The following is a 24,405-nucleotide window of genomic DNA, read 5'->3' as shown; positions in this document are numbered from 1 at the left end:
CTATGGATGATACTATCAGGGTGTTTTCCGGCAGGACATTCAGTCCTGAAGATATTGAGACAATAATATGGGTGACCAGGACATATCCGAAACTTTCCAGGACGGAGATAGCCTCAACGGTTTGTGAGCTGATCGGCTGGGTTACGCCTGCCGGGAAGCCGAAGAAACCGCAGTGTGCTGCGTATCTGAACATATTAGAAGCAAATGGGTTGATTAAACTGCCGATCAGCAAAGCGGTTAAGAGATCAGGTGGAAACTCAGAATCAGCGCCGAGGACTGCAAACAGCACACATCCGGCAGATATAACGGAATGTGGGGCCATTACGTTGGAACTGGCTGATGATGCGAACAAACGCCGTCGCTGGCGCGAATACATAAGCGAGTATCACACAATTGGCTATAAACATGCATATGGGGCGCAATTACAATACTTCATAACATCTGATGGAGTAGATCTGGGGTGCTTACAGTTTTCCTCAGCAGCATGGGCACTGCAAAAACGCGACGAATGGATTGGGTGGAGCGTGGAAGACCGAAAAGCCAGACTGAACCTGGTGGTGAACAATTCACGCTTCCTCCTGCTGCCCTGGGTACATATAAGGAACCTATCAAGTCGCGCACTCTCGGCAGCTGCACATAGGATATGTGAGGATTGGCTGGAAGCATACTGCTATGCTCCTGTGCTTTTAGAGACTTTTGTAGACACTGCGTTTTATCACGGCACCAGTTATCGCGCAGCCAACTGGGTTTACCTTGGCGAGACCCAGGGACGGGGGCGGATGGACAGGTACCATGAACAGGGGCTGTCGCGGAAAGCCATATTAATGTATCCTCTGCGGAAGGACTTTCGAGCTGTACTCAAAGGGGAGAAACCTTGTAGGATGGTAAACGCAGATGAGTAACAAACGCAGGCTCGAAAAACAAAAAGAGCGCGACATCGAGCTTTTTGACGATATCCTCTCTGGCAAGGTCAAGTTGGCATGCTACATAGGAAAGCCTCAAAAACGCCCTCTGCCGAATAAAATCGCCTCCGAGGGGACGGATGAGCAGCAGCAAATGCTGGGTCAACTGGCGCGCGTCTATCGTATAATCTTCCCCGGCTTGATATGGAAGCTCAGCGAAGTGAATGACCCCCGAAGCCTCAGAAATCAAGACCACTCATTGCTTGTTCTTCTGCTTCACGTGATATTAATGTTTGCGTTTCATGTAGAATCCCGACGAGCAGCGAACGAAGTACTCGCAGGGATGGGTGCAATAGGGATCTTGCAGGCAGTCTTCCCCGAAATGAAGACCATGCCTCATGCGGATACCGTAGCCAATATGCTTGAGAATATCAATGCAGAAGAAATCCAGGATGCATATACAAAGATGCTCAAGGAGTATATCAACAGTCCCGGGTTTCGGGACAAGTACGCAGACGGGCCGCTCTTGGTGGTTGTTGACGGATCGCAGAGTTTTGTCCGTGATTACAGATGGGATAAACATGCTCTCTGTCGCCACGTTGGTGAGCAAAAGAAAGAGCAATTCTACACAAGTTACCTCAATGCCGTCCTTGTTCTCAAAAACGGAGCCGTACTGCCTGTGTACACGGAAGTGATTGAGAACGACGGAGAGGTCGACGGGGACAAGAAACAAGATTGCGAAACGGCGGCATTCTACCGCATGGCGGGGAAACTTCACAGAATCTTTGGCAGTGGAGGGCTGACACTTGTTGCCGATGGGCTGTATGCAGGCGGTCCTGTTATTTCCATATGCAACAAATATCATTGGGGGTATATGTTAAGTTTGAAGGACGGCGATATGTCATCGGTTTGGGACGATGCAGAGGGCTTGATGAAGGCCGAACTGTCAAACCTGCTGGAAGTGCAGTGGGGAGAGCGCGTTCAATCAATCCGATGGGCGAATGGCATTGAGTACACATACGGAAACAACCACACCAGGCGATGAAGGCTTACCACTATCTTATGAAGTTTGCCCATTTCTTCAACACCCTGGTTGCCTACAGCGGGTTAATTGTCGATTACACTAAGAAAAAGGGGTGGCGTGGGCTTATCCGAAGTTTCAAAGCCGCTCTATACAACGGCAGGATCGATGTATCTCGAATTCGTGCAATGGCAGAAAAGAAAACAAACCGATGGAAAATGGTGACCGAGAATATATTCCAAGTTACGGCCAGCCCATAATATAGGCTCAATGGTCGGATAATACAGTTGTATTAATAGTAATGGCGCTGTCATGAGCAACAATGATGGCGCCTGTTTGCCATGCTTTTTTTTTAGCGATGGTCAAGTCTATCGGTAGCGGTTTTTGCAGACAATTATGAATGCAATACCAAAAAAACGTGTCTTCTGGAGATTTATGATTACGGATATGATATCCATTAACAAATATTACTATCTATGAGTTTTCACTCTTCAGCTTTGTCCATAAAAAATAAAAGTTGACAAATCAACTTTGAATGAGATAAACTTTAGGATAAGAAAGACGGGCGCCAAGAGAGCTTGACGTTCCGGCGAGCAGGTTGAGCCACTGGGTGTCAGCGGCAAAAATTGGCGCGATGGACACGGGAGCAGGGCCTCAACCTATATTGACAATTTTAATTAGAAAGCAGGTACGAGATATGGTAAAAAGGAAAAGACAACTATTAATGGCCTGGACGATGACGCTGATGATGATTATAAACGTGTTTTTGCCGTCTATTGGAGCGTATGCCGCGGATATCGACGCCTCGGTGCTTACGAACTTCACAGCGACAATCACGCAGGATGGAGCAACCATCCCCGAGGGAGGCACCATAACGAGCACCAAGCCGATCCGGGTGTATATCTCTTTTGGCGTGCCGGTTGAGGGCGACGATCCAACACCTGCGAACCCGGTACAAAAAGGTGACACGGTGACATTCGACCTGAGCGACGCGTTCAAACTGCTTCCGGGAGACACGATTGAATTAAAAATGGGAACGCTGGTGGTAGGCCATGCGGCTTTTACGACGGACCCCGATACAAATATAGTGTCTGCCACGGTCACGTTTGACGGCGATGATTCGGTTTTCGATGGAACATCCAATACCGTAACGTGTGAATTCGGCGCTAATTTTGAATATGACAGCAGCGGCGCCAATGGCAGCACGGGGGATCATATTGTAACAATACTGGAAAAAGAATATAAGGTGAACGTCCCTGCTTTGCCGATTGAGTACGCTGTTACAAAAACTGGTACGGCGAACCTGGCCGACCAGAGCATTACATGGACGGTCAATGTCAGCGCGACGCAGGGCGGAGCGGCCGTTGACTTAGCCGGCTATCAGTTTTTTGACGATTTGCAGAATGTGGGTACATATATTACATCGTCATTTCAGGTGGACGGCGCGGATGCGTCCCCTGATACAGCGGACAATGCTCTTCGTTATGTCTTCCCATCCGGCTCAACCAGCCCCAAGACAATAACATTCAAGACAAAAATATCCGATAGTGCGTATTATGCCACTTCCGAGCAAACGGTGAACAACAAAGCCCAGCTTCTAAACAGTGAATCAACAGTGGTGGACGAGGGGCAATTCGAGGTCAAATTTACGCCTAAATGGATTGAAAAAACAGGTGCGTCAAGCGATGCCGGCAGCACCGGCGACTACGACCCGACAAACCGCACAATTACCTGGACGATCACGGCCAACCACATGGGGGCAACGTTGAATAATGTCGTCATAACCGATGCATTACCGACTGGCTTGACCCTCGATACCGCCAAATGGCAAGCCTGGACAGGCTCAAACTGGGGTGCCGAGACTTCCATCACGCCCGATGCCTCCGGCAATTATGCCATTGGCGACATCAACTCAATGATTCTGCTTACTATCGTAACCAATGTTCCCGACGACGCATATACGACCGGAACAAAAACGTACACTAATTCGGCCAGTATTCGCTGGGACGGCTTGTCGGGTCCCGGCCTCGGTACGGGCGGCGTTGGTGTGACGATTGGGTATAACGCAATATCAAAATCCGGCGTAGCGGATACTGCGAACCAGAAAATTCACTGGACCGTCAATGTAGATACTAAAGGCCAAAGCATTCCCGATTTGAAGGTATATGATCTTCTTGTTTATGGGAACAGCATCAACCTCGGAGCGGTTACCGGTATTCCCGACGATATTACTGCCACCGATCTAACGCCGTGCTACGGGCAGAAATATGCCGGAAACTTTTCCGGCTCGGGAACAACAGCGGTGAATGTGATTCCCATTATGCAGGGCACCACTCAGGTTGCCGATTTGCTGGAAATCACGGGCTTGTCTACGACCGTATTGAACACCCTCAGCTTTGACAGTCAGGTCGTAGACCCGAATATATTCGCCGGCAACAAAACGTCTACCGTACGGAACACGGCGACGCTGTTCAGCGCCAACGCAAAGCTAAATGTCGCGACCGGAAATGTGAATTATACGAACAGAATGTTGCTTAAGGGGATGTTAAAGCGGGAAGCGATGTCTGATCCGGCGTCTGGCGTAAACTCCGGCCTTACGAGTAATGCGCTGGAGGGCTTCGACTATCAGGACAAGTCGGTTATTTTCCGGCTCAACGTCAATGCGGACGGCATCAATTTGACCAATGCGACAAACGCAGTGGGACAAGCGCTGGGAACGGCAACCCTTACCGACACACTGCCGAATGGATGGGAGTTTGCCGACATCGTTTCAGGATCAAAGTACCTGATTTTTGAAGGAACCGGCCAATCCAACGGAACCGTTCTGGCAACAGATACCACGCCCGATACGGTTACAGATCTTACAACAGGCTTCATCGGAGGAACCGCGACCTTTACGTTCACGTCGCTTAACAAACCTTATGTGATTCTGGTCAAGGCAAGGCCCACCAGCGAAACCGCAGCGCAGTATTTCTCCGTTAATCAAACGAAAACGGAACGCAACAATGTGACTTTGAATACCGAAAACTGGACTACCGGCGTAAGCAGCTACCAGGACGTAACCATTGTCAGCCAAATTCTGGCTAAAGACACCACGCAACCAAAAGCGGGTGAATTACGTTGGACGGTAGATTACAAGCCCTACGACCTTGCGCATACGGGTGCAAGGATAGAGGATACGTTGCCGCTAGGCATTGATCTGCGTACAGATTCAAGTGGCGCTTTGCTGCTCGCGGGAAATATTACGGCCAACGAGATGACACTCAACGCCAATGGGAGCTATACGGTAGGGAACCCTATTACGTTGGAGCTGGGGACAAACGTGAGCTATGATAACGCGACGCGGACACTGGGCTTTGCTATTCCCGACAGCACAAAGGCTTATCGCTTCAGTTATATCACTGATATCACGGGCGAGCCGGGAACTGTTACGAACAAAGTGTCTCTGCTGGGGAGTGACACGGAGCAGGAAGAAACGTCCAAACCGTACATTATTACAGCTTCGGATGGCAGCGCCAGCCTGCAGAGGAATGGATGGATCAGAATTACGAAAACTGATGGAGCAGGTGCACCCCTTGCTGGTGCTGAATTCACGCTATACGCGATGGATGGCACTACTGTCATCAAAAAAGGTGTCACCGGCAGCGACGGTACCCTTCGGCTTAAAGTTATCCCCGATGGTGAATATCTCCTTCAGGAAACAGCGGCACCTGCCGGATATACCTTGGAAAGCGTGACCCGTGACGGTGCCGATACCGCAAAGAAGTTTAATTTTACGGTAACCTTCGACGGTGCATCCGGTACCTATAATTACACGGGAAATGGTGTGCCGGCTGGAACGATTAAGAGCGGTGGTACCATTTCCCTAGCCCATGGTCAGAGCATTACCATCGTGGGCTTACCGAAGGATGCAACATATACGGTGGTTGAAGCGGACTACTCCGGCGACGGGTACACTACTACCAGCACAGACGCGACCGGCAGCATCGTGGCCGATACTACGCAAACAGCATATTTCACCAACACGAGAACAGTCGGGGATCTGACCATCAGCAAAACGGTGGGAGGCAACGCCGCAGATACCAGGAAAAAATTTGACTTTACTCTTACGCTGGACGGCAGCGGTGCATCCGGTACCTATAGTTACACGGGAAATGGTGTGCCGGATGGAATGATCAGGAGCGGGGATACCATTTCCCTCGCCCATGGTCAGAGCATTACCATCACTGGCTTACCGACAGGTATAACATATACGGTGACTGAAAAGGACTACTCCGGCGACGGGTACACGAAGACCAGCACAGGCGCGACCGGAAGCATGTGACGGTGCCGATACCGCAAAGAAGTTTAATTTTACGGTAACCTTCGACGGTGCATCCGGTACCTATAATTACACGGGAAATGGTGTGCCGGCTGGAATTATTAAGAGCGGGGATACCATTTCCCTAGCCCATGGTCAGAGCATTACCATCACTGGCCTACCCGCCGGCACGGCGTATCAGGTGATCGAGGAAAATCCTTCAGCGCAGGGTTATTCTGTTGAAAGCGCAGGAAGCTCCGGAGTTATTTCGTCTGGATATGATGAGACGGCCGCCTTTACCAACACAAAGCTACCGGCTTCTGTGGGCAGCCTTACCATCAGCAAAACGGTCACGGGCCAGGGCGCGGATCTCGCCAAAAAATTCAAATTCACCGTCACTTTTACCGATGCGCCGGACGCTTACCCCTATACAGGCTCGTCGGCCGGAACTCTCCGCAGCGGCGGATCCATCTTGTTGGCAGACGGAGAGAGTATCACGATCACCGGCTTGCCGGAGGGCGCGCAATACACCGTGACGGAAGCCGATTATACCAAAGAGGGGTATACCTCCTCAAGCACAGGGGCTAGCGGCATCATCCATGCTGATGCTTTACAGACCGCATCGTTTACGAACAAACGGAATAGTGTTCCGGTCAAACCCGGAACACCTGAAAATCCCTCTGATAACACTGACGATGGGGGTGCCCCGCAGGGGCCTGCGGATACAGGAGAAAACGGCATGCCTGACACGGGCGATAACCAGACAGGCAGACTTGCAATGTTCGGATTGCTTTGCTTCTCCGTAGCGCTTGTGGTTCTTTCCTTCGCCGATTTCACCCTGCGCAGGAAATACTCCAGACAGAGAAACAGTAAATAATCAGAAAGAGAACCGGCGGCGGGAAGCATAAAATCCTGCCGCCTTTTTTTCGGATAGAAAGGATAACGTAATGAAACACTCTGGGGAAGCGCTCCCGCGTCGGATACTGCATATTTTGATGATACTATGCGTGTTGGGCATTCTGGGCTCCGCTTTCATCCTATTTTCAAACAGTCGGGAGTATGCCAGGGGTGATGCCTCCTATCAGCAAGTTCGCCTGATCCGGGAATCACCGGAAACTGTCGGTGAAGCATCATCAGAAGAAAAGCAAGAGGAACAGGCAAAGGGAGTCGACTTCGCGTCTCTTGAAAAAATCAATCCGGACGTAGTGGGATGGCTTACCGCTGAAGATACGGCAATCGATTATCCCGTGGTACAGGGAAAAGACAACGATTTCTATCTTCGCCATCTGTTCACCGGTGAGCGTAACAAGCTGGGTTCTATATTTATGGATTATCGTAATAACAGCGATTTTTCAGATAAAAACACGGTTATATACGGACATAACATGAAAGATGGTTCCATGTTTTCCTCCTTGACAAAGTACAAGGATCAACGTTATTACGACAACTTCTCGACCATGCTGCTTTATACCCCTGCCGGTGACTTTACGATTGAGCTGTTCGCCGGAATTGTTGTTGATGGCAATTATGAATCTGTCAGATTTGATTTCAAGGATGATCATGATTTTCAAAGCTATGTTGATTCGCTCAAAAAAGAGTCAACGTTTAAATCCGACACGATTGTTAAGGCTGATGACAGGATCGTCACTTTGTGTACCTGCTCCTATGAATTCAACAACGCAAGATATGCGTTATATGGAAAATTGACGCTGATCCGGCAATCAGCAAAAAATGAAACCCCTTAAAGTGCTGTAAAGCGACAAAGCTGCATTCCTATCCCAATCAGACCGCCTTACCGTTCTCTTTTGACATTTCGCTGATCGCCATTTTATTTTCTCAAAGTTTCTCTTCTTCGAGTTAAACCTGCCAATTTTTATTGTATTACATCAAATCATCAAATGGCGAAATGAGACTATCCAGAAATTTTCTGTTATTGCCAAGCAAAAAGTACACAAAACAAACATTTTACATTAAGGTAGCGCCTATACAATGAATTTTTAAGATGATATCATATAAATAACATGAGGTCACTAATTAATGTCAAAGCTAAGTATTATTATTGACTGTTTTATTTTAACATAAATCTTCTTAACTTTATGTACATTAAGTATTTGTGTACCTCAAAAAATCATTAGGGAGGAATTAGCGTGAAAAGGTTTTTTACAGTTGTTTTGTCGGTTTTACTGGTTGGTTCACTGCTTGTTGCCTGCAGTAGTTCAAATTCAGGCACATCAAATTCGGGTACATCAAATTCAGCTTCTTCAAGTTCGACAGAACCGGTGGAATTAACTATGATGTACAATGGTACTGCAACAGATCCTACGCTTGGTCTCGTAGAGGGAGTTGTATCGGATTTTAATGAAAATAATACAGTAAACGCGAAACTTACGCTTCAGGCTTATGAAAATGAGCAGTACAAAACGAAATTGACAACTTTAATGGCGGCCAACAGCGTTCCCGATATCTTTTTTACCTGGGAACTGGATTATCTGAGGCCTTTTGTTGAAGCTGGCAAGGTATATGAAATTGGTAAATTACTAGATGCAGATCCGACTTGGAAAGATAGCTTCCAAAGTGGGGTATTCGATCCGGTGACATATAACGACAAAGTATATGCGGTGCCACATGCAAAATCAATATGCGTTATGTTTTACAATAAGAAAATCTTTAAAGATAATAATTTGTCAATTCCCACTACTTATGAAGAATTTCTTAATACGTGCCAAACACTGAAAGACAAAGGAATTACGCCTATAGCCATGGCGGCGCCTGATGCCTGGATTCCTGCACAGCTTGTACAGCAGATTGCCGACGGCATCGGTGGGATGAAGATTTATAACGGCTTGCTTGATGGCAGCGTAAAATGGAATGATCCGGCTTATATTGAAGCAGGAAAAGAAGTCCAGGATATGGTAAACAAAGGCTATTTCCCAGATGGATTCCTTGGGATGAAAAGTGCTAACAGCACTCAATTGTTTAAAGATGGCGAAACAGCGATGTATTTTATGGGCTGTTGGGATATCGCCACAGTTACAGATAAATCCACGAGTTCCATTGTGGATGATGTAGGTGCTTTTGCTTTGCCGGCGAAAAACCCACAAAACAATAATATCCTGGTTGGCTCGATAGATCAAAGCCTTGCAATTAGTGCGAATTCAAAAAATCCGGAAGCTGCCGCTGCTTTTATAAAGCTTTTTGGTTCTCAGAAATATCAGGAAGAATTCTTATATAAAACAGGGCGACTTCCAACCACAAAGATAGATATAGACAAAACAAAGGTATCATCTGTTACAGCGGATGTGCTGGATATTTCAAGCAAGGTTGTAGGGTTAACGCCATGGCTTGACAGGGCATTCGGTGCAGGTGAAGGGGTCGAGTTCAATAACAAGTGTCAAGCTATTGTCGGAGGTAAGGATCCGGCGAGTGAATTCAATGCGCTTCAGAAGTTTGCGGAAACAAATAGCGATAAATGAGATAATTGATTAAGAAGAACGGGTATGTCGAAAGTATCCGGTGTATATTTAGCTGACATACCCGTTTTATAAGGAGTGTTTACTGATGAACAAGGTCATGGAGAATAAAAAATACATTTTATTGTTTGTTTTACCAGCCTTTTTGATATATTTGTGCTTTTCGCTGATTCCAATAATTTACAATTTTATTATCAGCATGTATTCGACGGATTTGATGAGTCCTGGCATTTTTGTGGGATTGAAAAATTATATAAGTCTTTTTACTCAGGATGATATATTTTGGCAGGCATTAGGCAACAATATGCTTATGGTTATAGGTTCACTCATTGCACATATGCCGCTGGCCTTATTGTTTGCTAATATATTATTTAATAAAATAAAAGGAAGCCGTTTCTTCCAAACGGTATTTTTCCTCCCGAACGTCATTTCTGGGGTTGCAGTCGGCCTTATGTGGTCGTTTATGTATAATTCTCAATTCGGGTTGGTCAATGAATTTCTCTCGTTAATCGGATTAGGCCGTTTCTCGCAGGATTGGCTAGCTAATCCAAAAACTGCTATATTTGCTATTATCATAGTTGTAATGTGGCAATATGTGGGCTATCATATGATCATCCAGCTTGCAGCCATGAAAAACATACCAAGTTCTCTATATGAGGCTGCAGAAATCGATGGAGCATCCAAATGGAAGCAGTTTACAAATATTACTTTGCCGTTGATTAAAAATGTCCTGCGCATTGATGCAGTACTGATCATAACTGGTTCTCTAAAGTATTACGATTTAGTCGCAGTTATGACAGGTGGCGGGCCAAACCATGCAACTGAGCTTATGTCGTCATATATGTATTATCGGGGATTCCGCACATTGAAATACGGCTATGCATCGGCGATCGGCGTGATATTGTTGGCTTTGTGTGTGCTTTCTCTTGTAATATCAAACATCGCGTTTAAATCCGAAGATATACAGTATTGAGTATTAAAAGACTGCGAAATGGAGACATAGCATCTTGGCTTGAACCGACTGCATAGTTAATGTAGAATATTATCGTAGGAGTGATTGAATCTTATGACTGTGAAAATAAAAAACAAGGCATCGCTTATTTTGGAATATACTGTTATGATCGCCTTTACAATATTATGCTTGTATCCTATTGTATGGCTTTTTATTAATTCTTTTAAGACTAACAAGGAATTGTTTGCTGACCCATGGGGTCTGCCTAACACACTTTCTTTGCAGAATTATGTCGATGCATTTGTAAAGGGAAAGATAGGTACTTATTTTTTTAATTCTGTCTTCATCGCAGTTTGCGTTTTAATTTTTGGTATATTATTGAGCAGTATGGCTGCATATGCTATATCGCGTATGAAATGGAAGCTATCTAAGGTAACACTGAACATTTTCTTGCTTGGGTTGATGATTCCGATTTATGCAAGCATTGTTCCACTGTTTTCTATATTTAATGCTTTGAAGATTTTAAACACACCTTGGGCTGTTATTATCGCTCAGGTTGCAGGAAGCTTTCCTATGGCTATGTTTATACTTACAGGTTTCTTCACTACTATTCCGAATGATATGGAAGAGGCGGCGGTAATTGACGGTTGTGGAATCCTGCGTATATTCTTTAACATAATAATGCCAATATCGAAATCATCTATTGTTACAGTGGCTGTTATTATATTTCTTGCTACTTGGAATGACTTATTGCTGCCACAGATTCTACTTTCTGATCCAGCAAAAATGACTCTGCCGGTCGGCTTGATGGCGTTTCAGGGACAGTATACAACAAACTATGTTGGCATGATTGCCGCAGTAATTGTAACTATTATACCTACAATAATTGTTTATATATTCCTTCATAACAATATAATGGAAGGCATGGTTGCTGGAGCAGTTAAAGGATGATTCCACCATGGGGAGGAAGTGATTGCATGAAATTGCTTATTGCCGATGATGAATATTTTATCCGGCAAGGTTTGGCTACTTTAGATTGGGCTTCTTTAGGTATAGATGAGGTGTTGACCGCTGAAGACGGTTTAAGCGCAAAACAAATTTTGTCGGTCCAAAATATAGATATTGTTATAACCGATATTAAGATGCCTGGTTTGAGCGGCTTAGAGATTTCTGATTATATAAAGCATAATAATCTTAATACGAAGGTAATAATTCTTTCGGGATTCAGCGATTTCGAATACGCAAGACATGCAATTACTGCAAATGTTTTTTCTTATCTTCTAAAGCCGATTAATCTGGATGAACTCATGGATGTAACCAGGAAAGCTATAGAAGAGATAGAATATGAGAGGCAAAAGGAGGAAATAATCAGCCGATATGAAATAGTCAAGGGCTCTATGAACAATACTGAAAGGATAATAAACAGTTTTTATTATTGTAGTAAGAGCGTAATCGAAATTTTGAAATTTATTGCAGAGAATTATAATTGTCAGATATCGCTTAATTCGTTGTCAGCTAAGTATCATTTTAATCCGGTTTATCTTTCGCACCTGATAAAAAAAGAAACAGGATATTCATTTAGTGATATTCTGCTTTCTATTCGGCTGATAAATGCAGCAAAACTGATCTGGCATACCAAAGAGAAAATCGGTATAATTTGTGAGCAGGTGGGTTTTAAAGACCAAAGATATTTCAGCCAGGTTTTTAAAAAAGTTTTTAATATGACGCCGCATGAGTACAGAAGGATTAAACAAGAACCGAAAGAGTATAGTATAGTGCAGATGATTGAGACTTTAAATTCCAATAAATTAATGAAAGAAGAATGATTGTATGGACAAAAAAATTGATTTCAAGGACTTAACGATGGGTGTTTGCTATTATCCGGAGCAATGGGGGCAATCGTTCTGGGAAAGCGATTTGGAGCGTATGCTGGATAGCGGCATTCGGGTAATACGCATAGGTGAATTTGCATGGAATAAATTTGAACCTGCTGAAGGTGAGTTTACTTTTGAGTTTTTTGATGAATTTATGAATGTGGCCCGCAAACACGGCATGAAGGTGATATTCGGTACACCGACGGCTACACCGCCGGCATGGGCGTCTGAGAATTATCCAGAAATCCTTAATGCAACTAAAGACGGAATTCTTTATAGGCATGGTTCGAGAAGGCATTATAATTATAATTCACCCAAATATATAGAGCTGACAAAAACCATTGTAGAAAAGCTTGCCCAACACTATGGCCATGATGATGCTGTCATCGGCTGGCAAATAGATAATGAGCTTAATTGCGAGTTGGATGAATTTTACTCTGAGAGCGATACAGTAGCATTTAGAGAGTTTTTGAAAGAAAAATATATAACGATAGATGCCCTTAACGAAGCGTGGGGCACGGTTTTCTGGAACCAGACCTACAACGATTGGAATCAGGTATATGTACCACGCAGAACACCAAACGACTCTCCAAACCCGCATCAGGTTTTAGACTATATCCGATTTATATCGCACAGCCTTTGCCGTTATGCCGGCATACAAAGCAAGATACTGCGGCGGCTCATATCACCTAAGCAATTTATAACTACAAACGGAATATTCGGCAATGTAGATAATCATCGGCTGGTTAAAGAATCCCTTGATTTTATGACATTTGATTCTTATCCTGATTTTGCGTATGCGCTGTCTGCAGATCCTAAGCATTCCGATGACTTAAATGACCGCAAATGGAGCAGACGTCTAACGGAGGTGCGCTCCTTATCTTCCAACTTTGGCGTTATGGAACAGCAAACCGGGGCCATAGGCTGGAATACTCGCATGGAAGCCCCTATGCCGAAGCCAGGTCAAATAACCCTTTGGAGCATGCAGAGCGTAGCTCATGGTGCTGATTATGTTGGCTTTTTCCGATGGAGAACGTCTGTAATGGGTACGGAGATATACTGGCATGGGATTCTTGATTATAATAATAAGGATAACCGCAGGCTAGCCGAGGTTAGGGACATAAGCAACAAATTTGGGAAAATTTCTTCAATAACAGGTGCAAAATATAAAGCAAGTTTTGCTATCGTGAAGGAGTACGACAATATATGGGATGCCAGGTATGACGTGTGGCATAGGCGCGTGGAAGATGAAAGTGAAAAAGGGTGGTTCAATGCTTCACAGCTGGCCCATATTCCGATGGATTATGTTTATATAACGGAGGATGCGACGATTGATACTCTATCCAAATATCCTTTGTTGGTATATCCTCATGCCACGATTTTAAAGAAAGCGACTGCCGACCTGCTCAAAGCGTATGTTGAAAATGGAGGGACGCTTTTGATGGGATGCAGAACCGGCTACAAGGATGAGAGCGGGAAATGCGTTATGAGGCATATGACGGGGTATGCGGCTGATATCTGCGGAGTTGACCTTTCGGAATACACATTTGTAGGACCTGCCGATGACAAAGTAAATGTTCTTTGGGATGATGCGGTGTTGGAAGCTGCGGTATTCAACGATGTACTCAAGCCCATCTGTGATACTGTCGATGTTATCGGTACGTATGATTCCAATTATTATAAAGGACAACCAGGCTTAACCGTTAACAGCATCGGAAAAGGCAAAGCCTATTATTTTGGAGGGGCATTTACGGGAAAAACAGCGGAGATATTTTTAAAAAAGCTAGGAATTGAATCACCGTTTGCGCCGTTCATCGATGCTCCGGCTGAAAGTGAACTGGCTATTCGGGAAAAAGAGGACGAAAAATACATGTTTGTACTCAATTTCACTGATGGGAAAATTGATATCAACTTAAAGCAACCGATGCTTGATATGTTCACTGGCAAGCAAAGTTATGGCGAAGTTGAGCTTGGAGCTTTTGAAACAAAGGTATTCATGCTATAATATAACAATAGAAAGTTTTGCAGTGCAAAAGGGTAGCTATTCGTAATTATATTTAATTGTTTACTCTTTTGCACCGCAAATATTAAAGGATGAAAATAAGTGCTGGTGACATAACATGAAATTAAGGAATAAGCTTATAATATTGTTTACGGTTTTAACAATTGCAATAAGCATTGTTATATCTATTTCTTCCGTAAGATTTGCTTCACACGTAATTACCGACAAGAATGACCGGTATTTCGACGACATATCAAGTCAGGCAACTAATAATATTTCGCGCAACATAAGAGATATAGACCAAATTACATTTAATATTTTGACTAATAGTACGATACAAAAAAATCTCAAGATAGTAAACGCTTTACCCTTGGAAGGCTTAGATAAAACGCTTATTGCTAAGGATATTGAAAATTTCATTTTTAAGTATATGGTGAATAACAATGATATCATTTCTATAAGTATTTTTTCCGATAACGGTATAGAATTTACCATTAATCAGAATGTCCAAGATAAAACCTACCAATTGTTTGAGAAGGATGCCATTTATGAGGCCAACGGGTCTGCTTTATGGGGGCTTAACAAGGATGGTAGCGGGAATTTTTGTATGGCACGTGCTATTTTGGATCTTGTCACGCAAAAGCCGGTCGGATATATGAATCTTGTACTCAAAAGTAGCTATTTCAGCGATATAGTTAAAAACATATCAAGCTCGATTTTGAGCGGGACCTATTTGCTAGATAATAACGGCATCGTTGTTGCTACAAATAGCGCTGATAAAGTCGGTAGCCAGCTGCCGCATTATAAAGAGTTAATAGACGAGCACGGGTCGTCTTTGTACGTATTGGATGGAAGAGAAAATTATGTATACAAAGGAGAACAGCTGAGCAATGGTTGGACTTTGATCAATTTAATACCCCAAAATGAACTTAAAAACGGAACCAAAGCGCTTGTCGAATTAGTATTTCTGACCGATATTGTAACTATAATGCTGGCATTTGGGCTTATTCTATTTTTCATAAAACGTTTTACGGATCCAATAACCCAGCTTTGCAAAAGCATGGAAAATGTTGGGCGGGGGGATTTTGAGGAAAAGTTCGTTGTTGAATCAAATGATGAAATAGGCATGCTTAGCAAAAGTTTTAATAGTATGACTAAAAACATTGATAACTTAATAAAAACGGTCTATAAATTAGAAGTGTCCAGAAAACAGGCTGAGCTTGATTCATTAAAAATGCAAATCAACCCTCATTTCCTTTATAATACCCTTGAAACGATTAACTGGATGGCACGGCTTAAAAATAATATAAATATCACGATAGTAACAACGGCCTTAGGTGAATTCCTTAGAGCCAGCGTGCACCAAAATGATTTCATTACCGTGACAGAGGAAATCAGGAATATAAATAATTATTTGACAATACAGCAATATAGATTCGGCGATAAAATAAAAACCGAAATTTTGGTAGACGATAAATGCTATCATGAATTGATTCCCGGTTTTATTCTTCAGCCACTTGTAGAAAATGCTATTATCCACGGATTGGAGCCAAAAATATCCAGCGGAAACCTTAAAGTTAAGGTTTGCTTAGTAGGGATGGACTTGTTATTTACAGTTCAGGACGATGGCGTCGGAATAAAAGAAGAGAAACTACAGCAAATACGTAAAGATTTAGCTGAATTTAACACAAAAAATTTTATTGGTCTGGGCAACGTAAACAAGCGCATTTATTTAAATTATGGCGAAAATTATAGAATTGATATAACTAGCGAACTTAACAAAGGAACTACCGTAAGCTTTCGAATTCCACGCAAAAAATTGGAATAAGAAGTGAAATCGTCAAATTAAAAAATAACTTTCACTCTTATCTCAGTAAATATTTGAGCGAAAAATATGTACAGCGCAAATTGTTCGTCGAGAGCTAATTGCGCTGTCTGAAAAGGCAGATAAATGGCGCCTTAGCAGGTATAGGAGAAAAATATTTTACTCCATACACATGCCTAAAAATAGCGGGATATTAAATATCACAATATCAAAAACAGTGATGAGGGATGAGTTCAACAAAATACTACCGAACGCCACAATATGCTGTCTTGTTTATGCCTCTGTGTATTGTTAAGATTATAACATATAAAACAGATATCAGGAGGATACTTTTGTGACAGGAAAAGAACGCATATACAGTACTATGAGGCATGAACAGGGCATAGACAAGGTGGCCTGGGTGCCGTTTGCAGGTATATATGCAGGCAAATTGACGGGCCATAGCACTACCGACGTATTGACCGATGAGGATAAATTATATGAATCGCTGGTGAAGGTGAACGAAACCTATAAACCGGACGGCCAGCCGATAATGTTCGACCTTCAGATAGAGGCTGAGATATTGGGCTGCGAACTGATGTGGGCGGATAAAACGCCTCCCTCGGTAAAGACACACCCGCTGGAGTCAAACGACGATATCCCCGATTATATACCGAAGGAATACGACGGCCGGATACCGGTAGCGCTAAATACGCTAAAGAGGCTTAAAAACGGCGCCATAGGCCAAAATACCGCTCTATACGGTCTGATATGCGGGCCTTTCACCCTTGCATCGCACTTGAGGGGCAACGATATATTCATGGATATGATAGACAAACCCGAATATGTCAAAAGGCTTCTCGATTATACCGCCGATGTGGCCCAAGCCATGGCCGGCTATTACATCGATGCCGGCGCTGATGTTGTGGCCGTGGTCGACCCGCTGGTATCGCAGATATCGCCCATCCATTTTGCGGAGTTTTTAAGCGACAGGTTTGCGCGCATATTCTCATTTATAAGGCAAAAGGGCGTATTTTCGTCGTTCTTTGTATGCGGCAATGCCACCAGAAATATAGAGGAGATGTGCAAGACCCGTCCCGACTGTATATCCATAGACGAGAATATAGATATGCCGTCAGCCAAGAAGATAACCGACAGGTACAACATAGTCATAGGCGGCAATATACCGCTCACATCAGTAATGCTGTACGGCTCTCAATATGACAACATGAAATATGTTATCGGTTTGCTCGATGCCATGGACCATCATAACCTTATAATATCGCCCGGATGTGATATGCCATATGATGTGCCACCGGAAAATGTCGTCGGCGTACGCCAGGCAATAGATGATACCGAAGCCGTAAGGGGCATGTTGAAGAATTACAAAATCGGTGCACAGCAGAAGGAAATAGAGATCGAACTGCCCGATTACGATAAGCTCGAAAGGCCGCTCATAGAGGTATTCACCATCGACTCGGCCACATGCGCCGCCTGCGGTTACATGGTAGACGCCGTAAAGGTCGCAAAACAGCATTTCGGCGATAAAATAGACTTTATCGAATATAAGGCCGTTAACAGAGAAAATATATACAGGATACAAAAGATGGGCATAAAGAATCTGCCCTGCATATTCATAAACGGCGAGCTGAAATACTCGTCGATCATACCCGACAGAAAAGAGCTGTTCGAGGAGATAGAAAGGTATCTGGTCAAAAAATGAGCCGAGACGATAGCAAGAAAGTCTATTTAATAACAGGATTTTTAGGTGCCGGTAAAACCACATTGATAAAAAATATCATAGAAGGGCATCCCGACAAGAAAATAGGCGTCATAGTCAACGAATTCGGCAAAGTGGGCGTGGACGGCAGCGTTATAGCCAAGGATGGCTTGGCGGTGCACGAGATAACCAACGGCTCGATATTCTGTTCCTGCCTTCAGGCGACATTTGCTCAAAGCCTGATCGAGTTTTCCGCCTTGCCCGTAGATATATTGCTCATCGAAGGGTCGGGTATGGCCGACCCTTCCAATGTGGATGCCATACTGGAGAGCATCAAGGATAAAACGCATGCGCCGTTGATTTACACGGGTGATATATGCGTGGTGGATGCAGCCAATATAGACAAGCTTGTACAGGTATCCCGACCGGCCGAGAAACAGATAAAATATGCCGATTATATAATAATCAGTAAAGCGGATAAAGTAGACGCAAGCAAAATAGATGCCGTAAAACGGTTGATAGCAGAGCTTAATCCATACGCGGCCATAGAGGTGGCCAGCTTTTCGGCCGTAAGCGGCGATATACTCGATAAGGTACGGGTATTCGGCAAAGAAGGAGCTGAGATCAGACAAAGCTGCAATACGCCGTCCAACAGGCCTTCCATCATCTATATAAAATCCGAAAGCGGCATGGACGAAGAAAGGTTTAAGCGGTTCATGCAATCGATAATAGGCGATGCCTTCAGGGTAAAAGGCTTTTTCAAACTGAGCGGCGACTGGAAACACATAGACGGGACAACCGATGAATTCACCATAAAGCCCATAAACATACAGAGGGAAACATCCGAGTTTGTGATATTCCCCAAAACGGATGAGAACTCGGTGCGGAACATAAAGCAAAAAAGCGCCGAGTTCCTGCACTCGGCCATTTAATAAACGCCCTGCCGGAGAGGCATTATATCTCCGGCCCAAATAGTATGTGACCAGCCTTCTAACCTACTTGTATAAAGCGTTTGGTTATGATAACATTTAGATAACGTTAGGGTAAATGCTTTCATTTTCAAAACTGATGGAAGTCGGGGAAATCTAAAGAAATTCTGAGAATGATGGCGAAAAATAAATCAAAATATCAAGTCAGGAGGAGAGGCATATGGAATACGGATTCATGCAACAAGGCGATTGCCTGATACGCCAGATCTATGGCGAGAAACTTTGTATCCAGCCGTGGGGGGAAAACAGCTTACGCGTCAGGAGTATAAAAGGGGACAAATTTATTGAACAAGATTGGGCGCTCGATTCTGTTCTAGACGATAATGGTGAATACGCGATAAGCATCGGTGAAAAAGAGGCTACTATACAAAATGGCAAGATACGTGCTGTGATTCGCTTTGATGGCTTAATAACATTTTATAACCAAAAGGGCAGAGTGCTCTTACAAGAGTACATAAGAAACAGAAACGATTTCAGCAGATACTGTAGCCCGCTCAACATATCCGCCAGAGAATGGAGACCGCGTTTGGGAGGAGATGAGTATTCACTAACCGTTCGATTTGAATCTGATCCTAATGAAAGGTTATTCGGCATGGGACAATATCAACACGGATTTTTGAATCAAAAATATTGCCGCTTGATGCTTGAGCAAAGGAATACCCAAGTTTCTATTCCCTTTGTATTATCCAGCCTCGGGTACGGTTTTTTCTGGAACAATCCAGCTATTGGATGGGCCTCTTTCGATAAAAACGTTACAGAATGGCATGTAATATCCACAAAACAAATGGATTATTGGATAACAGCCGGTGATACCCCTGCTGAAATAGAAGAACAATTTGCGGATGTAGTGGGTAAACCGCCGATGATGCCTGATTTCGCCATGGGTTTTTGGCAGTCAAAATTACGCTATCAGACACAGGATGAGCTTTTGAACGTAGCTAGAGAATATAAACGCCGCGGGTTACCTATATCTGTGATAGTGGTGGATTTCTTTCATTGGACTAATCACGGCGATTGGAAGTTCGATCCGGAATACTGGCCGGATCCCGAAGGTATGATCCGCGAGCTGAGGAGCATGGGCATAGAGCTCATGGTGTCTATATGGCCTACAGTAGCTAAGAACAGTGAGAACTACGATGAGATGCTTAAAAATGATTATCTCGTAAAAAATGATATGGGTATTACAACACATATGGAATTTATGGGCAATACAGTATTTTTTGATGCTACCAATCCTGGTGCTAGGGAATTTATATGGAGCAAAGTAAAGCAAAATTATTATGACAAGGGAATTAGAGTATTCTGGTTGGACGAAGCAGAACCGGAATATGGAGTGTACGATTTTCCACTTTACAGATATTACATAGGACCGGTTCTTCAAAACAGCAATATCTATCCTCGCTATTATGCAAAGGCATTTTATGATGGCATGACAACAGCAGGTCAAGATAAAGTGATAAATCTAGTGCGCTGTGCTTGGGCGGGGAGCCAGAAATATGGTGCTTTAGTTTGGTCCGGCGATGTTGATTCCAGCTTTAGAGGCTTGCGGGAGCAGTTTACGGCTGGGCTCAATATGGGATTAGCGGGAATCTCATGGTGGACTACCGATATAGGAGGGTTTTTAAGGGGCGATATAAATGATCCTCATTTCCATGAATGCTTGATACGGTGGTTCCAATACGGCGCGTTTTGTCCGGCATTTAGAATGCATGGTGAACGCTTACCTTATAAAAAACCTATAGGCACCAGCGGTGGCGGTTTGTTTTTCTCTGGAGCAGATAATGAGGTTTGGAGTTTTGGAGAGGAAACCTATGAAATACTTAAGAAGTATATGTTTCTTAGAGAAGAGCTTCGTCCATATATAAAAAGCTTGATGAAAGAAGCCCATGAAAAAGGAACGCCAGTTATCCGCCCATTGTTTTATGATTACCCGGAAGATCAGCATAGCTGGGAAGTAGAAGATCAACAGCTTTTTGGCCCAGATGTGTTGGTGGCGCCCGTTATGTATGAGAATATGCGCGTGCGCTCGGTGTATTTACCGAAGGGGAGCCACTGGAAGGATGCTCATACCGGCCGGGTATATGAGGGTGGATGCACGGTGGAGTGCGATGCTCCTTTGGATGTCATTCCTGTATTCTTAAGAGAGGGGGGCCAAGCGAGCTTCACCATTTGATTGTCGACAGGTAAATTTGATTATAAAGATCAGGAGGTATATTTATGGAACGATATAAGAATTTTACAGCTGCTATTTACTGCCCTGTGGGGGATCTGGTACGCATTACTGATTTGAATGCATTTGCAGAACGCTTTGCATGGATTGAAAAGCATGTGAAGGTAGGAAAGGTTTACCTAGAGACTTATCGCCACGGCTTGACAATCGATCGGCAGCAAATAGAGCGCATCCGCGATTTCTTCCGCAGTAAAGGGATAAAGACCGCAGGCGGTATAACTACTGATGGCGTATCCAATGCTGAAGGTGGATTCAATCCTTTTTGTTACACTAATCCAGAAACTGTTAAAATGTTGACCGAAATATCTGAGTTTACGGCATCGCTGTTTGATGAGATCATACTGGACGATTTCTTCTTCACAAATTGCAGATGCCCATCCTGCATAGAGGCAAAAGGAAACAGGACATGGGCACAATTTAGACTGGATTTAATGCGAGAAATATCCGAAAATGTAATCGTTAAACCGGCTAAGCGCATTAATCCTAAAGTAAAGATGGTCATAAAATATCCAAATTGGTATGAACACTATCAGGATAGCGGATATAATCTGGAGGATGAACCGCACATTTTCGATGGGATTTATACGGGTACTGAGACGCGTAATCCTACTTATACTCAACAACATCTACCTAAATATTTGAGTTATTTCAATATGCGCTATTTAGAAAATGTGGCGCCGGGGCGCAATGGAGGTGGGTGGTATGATCCTTACGAATGTTCCTATAACTTGACATCTTATGCTCAACAGGCGTATTTGACCTTGTTCGCTAAAGCCAAAGAAGTAATGATGTTTTCCCTCGGTTCTTTGTTAAATCCCGAATATTCCTTGTGCATTCCCATCAACGGGCAGTTGTTTGATGATGTGGATAAATATCTAGCAGAACTGGGGGAGCCCATAGGAGCCGCTTGTTATCTACCGTTTCATAGTCATGGCGAAGACTATCTCCACAACTATATAGGTATGTTGGGTATACCGCTAGAGCCTCAGCCGACTTATCCTGATAATGCCGCGACAGTATTTTTAACCGAAAGCGCAGCAATGGACGAAGATATTCTTTCTAAAATCCAGACGAGCCTTATAGATGGGGCAGATGTGATCGTAACTTCGGGCTTCCTTGAGGCCGCCACACCATTGGGATTTCAGGAAGTGCTGGCAAATGTAAGGGTAACCGCTCGCAAAGCATTTGTGAACCGTTATGCGTATTCGAACGATGGGGGTGTCTCCTTTGGCGGATGTGAGGAATCTGCAAAAGCCATTCTGATCCCGCAGCTGGAGTTTCAAACCAATGATACTTGGGAATTGATTGCTGGTATAGGCGAGGACAACAATTTTCCGATCTTGATCAAGACATTATATGGTCGAGGCCGCTTATATATCCTTACAATACCCGAGAATTATGGTGATCTGTATAATTATCCTAGAAAAATCCTTTTGCCCATACGTCAGGTTTTCAGCAAATGTATTCCTGTGCTTTTAGATTCATTTTCAAAGATTGGATTTTTCGCATATGATAACCACTCATTTATATTGCATTCGTTTCAACCTTGGTATGATGAAGTGCGTCTGGAATTAAAGGATGGTCATACCGCTATTGAGGATTTGGTCAACGGGCGTATTATCGAAGCTCAGCCAGAAGGCGAAAGAATGGTCGTGAAGCTTCGCCTTTCACCAGGGATAAATAGGGTATTCAAAATAAAATAAAAATAGCAAAAAAATTTTTTCGGCGGTATTGACAAAATGATATGTGCATTATATAATATTAACGTTTCCGGTAACGTTAATGCAACATAGAACATAATTGGTTTGATATTATTTGGCATTCATGAAATATAAGGGGGAAAATGATGTGGCAAAATATACTATAGGCATCGATTACGGTACCGAATCAGCGAGAGCACTGCTCTTAAATCTAGATACAGCAGAAGAAGTAGCGACTGCAGCCATGAACTATCCGCACGGCGTTATGGACGAAAGATTGCCCAACGGCATACCTCTGCCACCGGATTGGGCGCTGCAGCATCCAGACGATTACATAGAAGTCCTAAAGCATATAATACCTGAAGTCATAAAAGGCATTGATAAAGAAGATGTGATAGGTATAGGCATAGACTTTACATCCTGCACAATACTTCCTACCAAAAAAGACGGCACACCGCTTTGCGATATAGATGCATACAAAGATAATCCTCATGCATACGTGAAACTGTGGAAACATCATGCCGCACAAGATGAAGCCAACCAATTGAACGAAATCGCCAGACAACGAGGCGAAAGCTTTCTTGAGCGCTACGGCGGTAAAATATCCAGTGAATGGGTAATACCCAAGGTGTGGCAGATACTGAACGAAGCCCCGGAAATATATCAAGCGGCTGACAGGATCATGGAAGCCACAGATTGGGTTGTCATGATGCTGACAGGCAATGAAATGAGAAATAGCTGTACAGCCGGATACAAAGCCATATGGAGCAAAAGAGAAGGATACCCGTCGAACGAATTCTTTGCTGCACTTGACCCGCGGCTGGAACACATTGTAGATGAAAAACTGAGCCGCGACCTCTACCCCGTAGGTACAAAAGCAGGAGGTCTTACTGAGAAGATGGCACAGATGACCGGGCTGAAACCCGGCATAGCGGTTGCCGTAGGCAATGTGGACGCCCACGTATCGGTGCCTGCAATAGGCGTCACATCGCCTGGCAAGATGGTCATGATAATGGGCACATCCATATGCCATATGGTATTAGGAGACCAAGAAATACATGTACCCGGCATATGCGGAGTAGTAGAGGATGGCATAATACCCGGGCTGTTCGGATACGAAGCCGGACAATCAGCCGTAGGTGACATATTCGCATGGTTTGTAGAAAACTGCGTGCCGGCGGAATATCAAGAAGAAGCAAAAACCAGAGGGATCAACATACACACACTTCTCACTGAAAAAGCATCAAAACTCAGGCCTGGACAAAGCGGCCTATTAGCATTAGACTGGTGGAACGGCAACAGGAGCATACTGGTAGACGCCGATCTTACCGGAGTAATACTAGGCATGACGCTGATAACCAAGCCCGAAGAAATATACAGAGCGCTGATAGAAGCCACGGCATACGGAACCAGGACCATAATAGACGACTTCAACGAACAC

The 24,405-nt window shown here is 43.9% G+C and carries 17 protein-coding genes; all 17 read left to right on the top strand.

Annotated elements, in window-relative coordinates; all coding sequences use genetic code 11:
• The first annotated feature begins 2 nt into the window (after positions 1 to 2).
• Positions 3 to 902 carry a Druantia anti-phage system protein DruA gene (locus JG770_RS02055; protein WP_291954549.1) on the top strand — a complete coding sequence of 300 codons (900 nt, stop codon included), beginning with the start codon at positions 3 to 5 and terminating at the stop codon, positions 900 to 902.
• Positions 895 to 1,947, top strand: coding sequence for a transposase family protein (locus JG770_RS02050; protein ID WP_291954546.1), 1,053 nt, complete (start codon positions 895 to 897; stop codon positions 1,945 to 1,947). The genes JG770_RS02055 and JG770_RS02050 overlap by 8 nt, the downstream gene beginning before the upstream one ends.
• 17 nt (positions 1,948 to 1,964) lie before the next feature.
• Positions 1,965 to 2,183 (top strand): hypothetical protein, encoded by a 219-nt coding sequence (locus tag JG770_RS02045; RefSeq protein WP_291954543.1) that lies wholly within the window; start codon positions 1,965 to 1,967, stop codon positions 2,181 to 2,183.
• A gap of 437 nt (positions 2,184 to 2,620) precedes the next feature.
• Positions 2,621 to 6,247 carry a SpaA isopeptide-forming pilin-related protein gene (locus tag JG770_RS02040; protein WP_291954540.1) on the top strand — a complete coding sequence of 1,209 codons (3,627 nt, stop codon included), beginning with the start codon at positions 2,621 to 2,623 and terminating at the stop codon, positions 6,245 to 6,247.
• Between the two features lie 82 nt (positions 6,248 to 6,329).
• A complete protein-coding gene (locus tag JG770_RS02035; RefSeq protein WP_363320878.1) occupies positions 6,330 to 7,100 on the top strand; it encodes a DUF5979 domain-containing protein in 771 nt (256 codons plus the stop codon).
• A gap of 70 nt (positions 7,101 to 7,170) precedes the next feature.
• A complete protein-coding gene (srtB, locus tag JG770_RS02030) occupies positions 7,171 to 7,968 on the top strand; it encodes a class B sortase (RefSeq protein WP_291954539.1) in 798 nt (265 codons plus the stop codon).
• A 402-nt stretch (positions 7,969 to 8,370) separates the two neighbouring features.
• Complete coding sequence (locus tag JG770_RS02025) at positions 8,371 to 9,696, top strand: extracellular solute-binding protein (protein WP_291954536.1); 1,326 nt, start codon at positions 8,371 to 8,373, stop codon at positions 9,694 to 9,696.
• Between the two features lie 85 nt (positions 9,697 to 9,781).
• On the top strand, positions 9,782 to 10,666 hold the full coding sequence (locus JG770_RS02020) for a sugar ABC transporter permease (RefSeq protein ID WP_291954533.1): 885 nt from the start codon (positions 9,782 to 9,784) through the stop codon (positions 10,664 to 10,666).
• A gap of 93 nt (positions 10,667 to 10,759) precedes the next feature.
• Positions 10,760 to 11,596: a carbohydrate ABC transporter permease gene (locus tag JG770_RS02015; protein ID WP_291954530.1), complete on the top strand. Its 837-nt coding sequence runs from the start codon at positions 10,760 to 10,762 to the stop codon at positions 11,594 to 11,596.
• A gap of 26 nt (positions 11,597 to 11,622) precedes the next feature.
• Positions 11,623 to 12,471 (top strand): response regulator, encoded by an 849-nt coding sequence (locus JG770_RS02010; protein WP_291954527.1) that lies wholly within the window; start codon positions 11,623 to 11,625, stop codon positions 12,469 to 12,471.
• 4 nt (positions 12,472 to 12,475) lie between these two features.
• A complete protein-coding gene (locus JG770_RS02005) occupies positions 12,476 to 14,524 on the top strand; it encodes a beta-galactosidase (protein ID WP_291954524.1) in 2,049 nt (682 codons plus the stop codon).
• A gap of 115 nt (positions 14,525 to 14,639) precedes the next feature.
• Positions 14,640 to 16,349, top strand: coding sequence for a sensor histidine kinase (locus JG770_RS02000; RefSeq protein ID WP_291954523.1), 1,710 nt, complete (start codon positions 14,640 to 14,642; stop codon positions 16,347 to 16,349).
• Positions 16,350 to 16,680: 331 nt separating this feature from the next.
• Positions 16,681 to 18,048, top strand: a complete 1,368-nt coding sequence (locus JG770_RS01995) for a uroporphyrinogen decarboxylase family protein (protein WP_291954520.1) — start codon at positions 16,681 to 16,683, stop codon at positions 18,046 to 18,048.
• Positions 18,045 to 18,977: a GTP-binding protein gene (locus JG770_RS01990; protein WP_291954517.1), complete on the top strand. Its 933-nt coding sequence runs from the start codon at positions 18,045 to 18,047 to the stop codon at positions 18,975 to 18,977. The genes JG770_RS01995 and JG770_RS01990 overlap by 4 nt, the downstream gene beginning before the upstream one ends.
• 217 nt (positions 18,978 to 19,194) lie before the next feature.
• Positions 19,195 to 21,207: a glycoside hydrolase family 31 protein gene (locus JG770_RS01985; RefSeq protein WP_291954515.1), complete on the top strand. Its 2,013-nt coding sequence runs from the start codon at positions 19,195 to 19,197 to the stop codon at positions 21,205 to 21,207.
• 44 nt (positions 21,208 to 21,251) lie between these two features.
• The gene (locus JG770_RS01980; protein WP_291954512.1) at positions 21,252 to 22,967 is read left to right on the top strand and encodes a permease; all 1,716 of its coding nucleotides are present in this window, start codon (positions 21,252 to 21,254) and stop codon (positions 22,965 to 22,967) included.
• Positions 22,968 to 23,112: 145 nt separating this feature from the next.
• The coding region (locus tag JG770_RS01975) for a ribulokinase (protein WP_291954509.1) at positions 23,113 to 24,405 on the top strand (1,293 nt) is incomplete at its 3' end.

The sequence above is a fragment of the Mahella sp. genome, from assembly GCF_020054945.1.
Lineage (GTDB): Bacteria > Bacillota > Clostridia > Mahellales > Mahellaceae > Mahella.
Note: the sequence above shows the minus strand (reverse complement) of the source record. Positions and strands in the feature narration are given on the sequence as shown.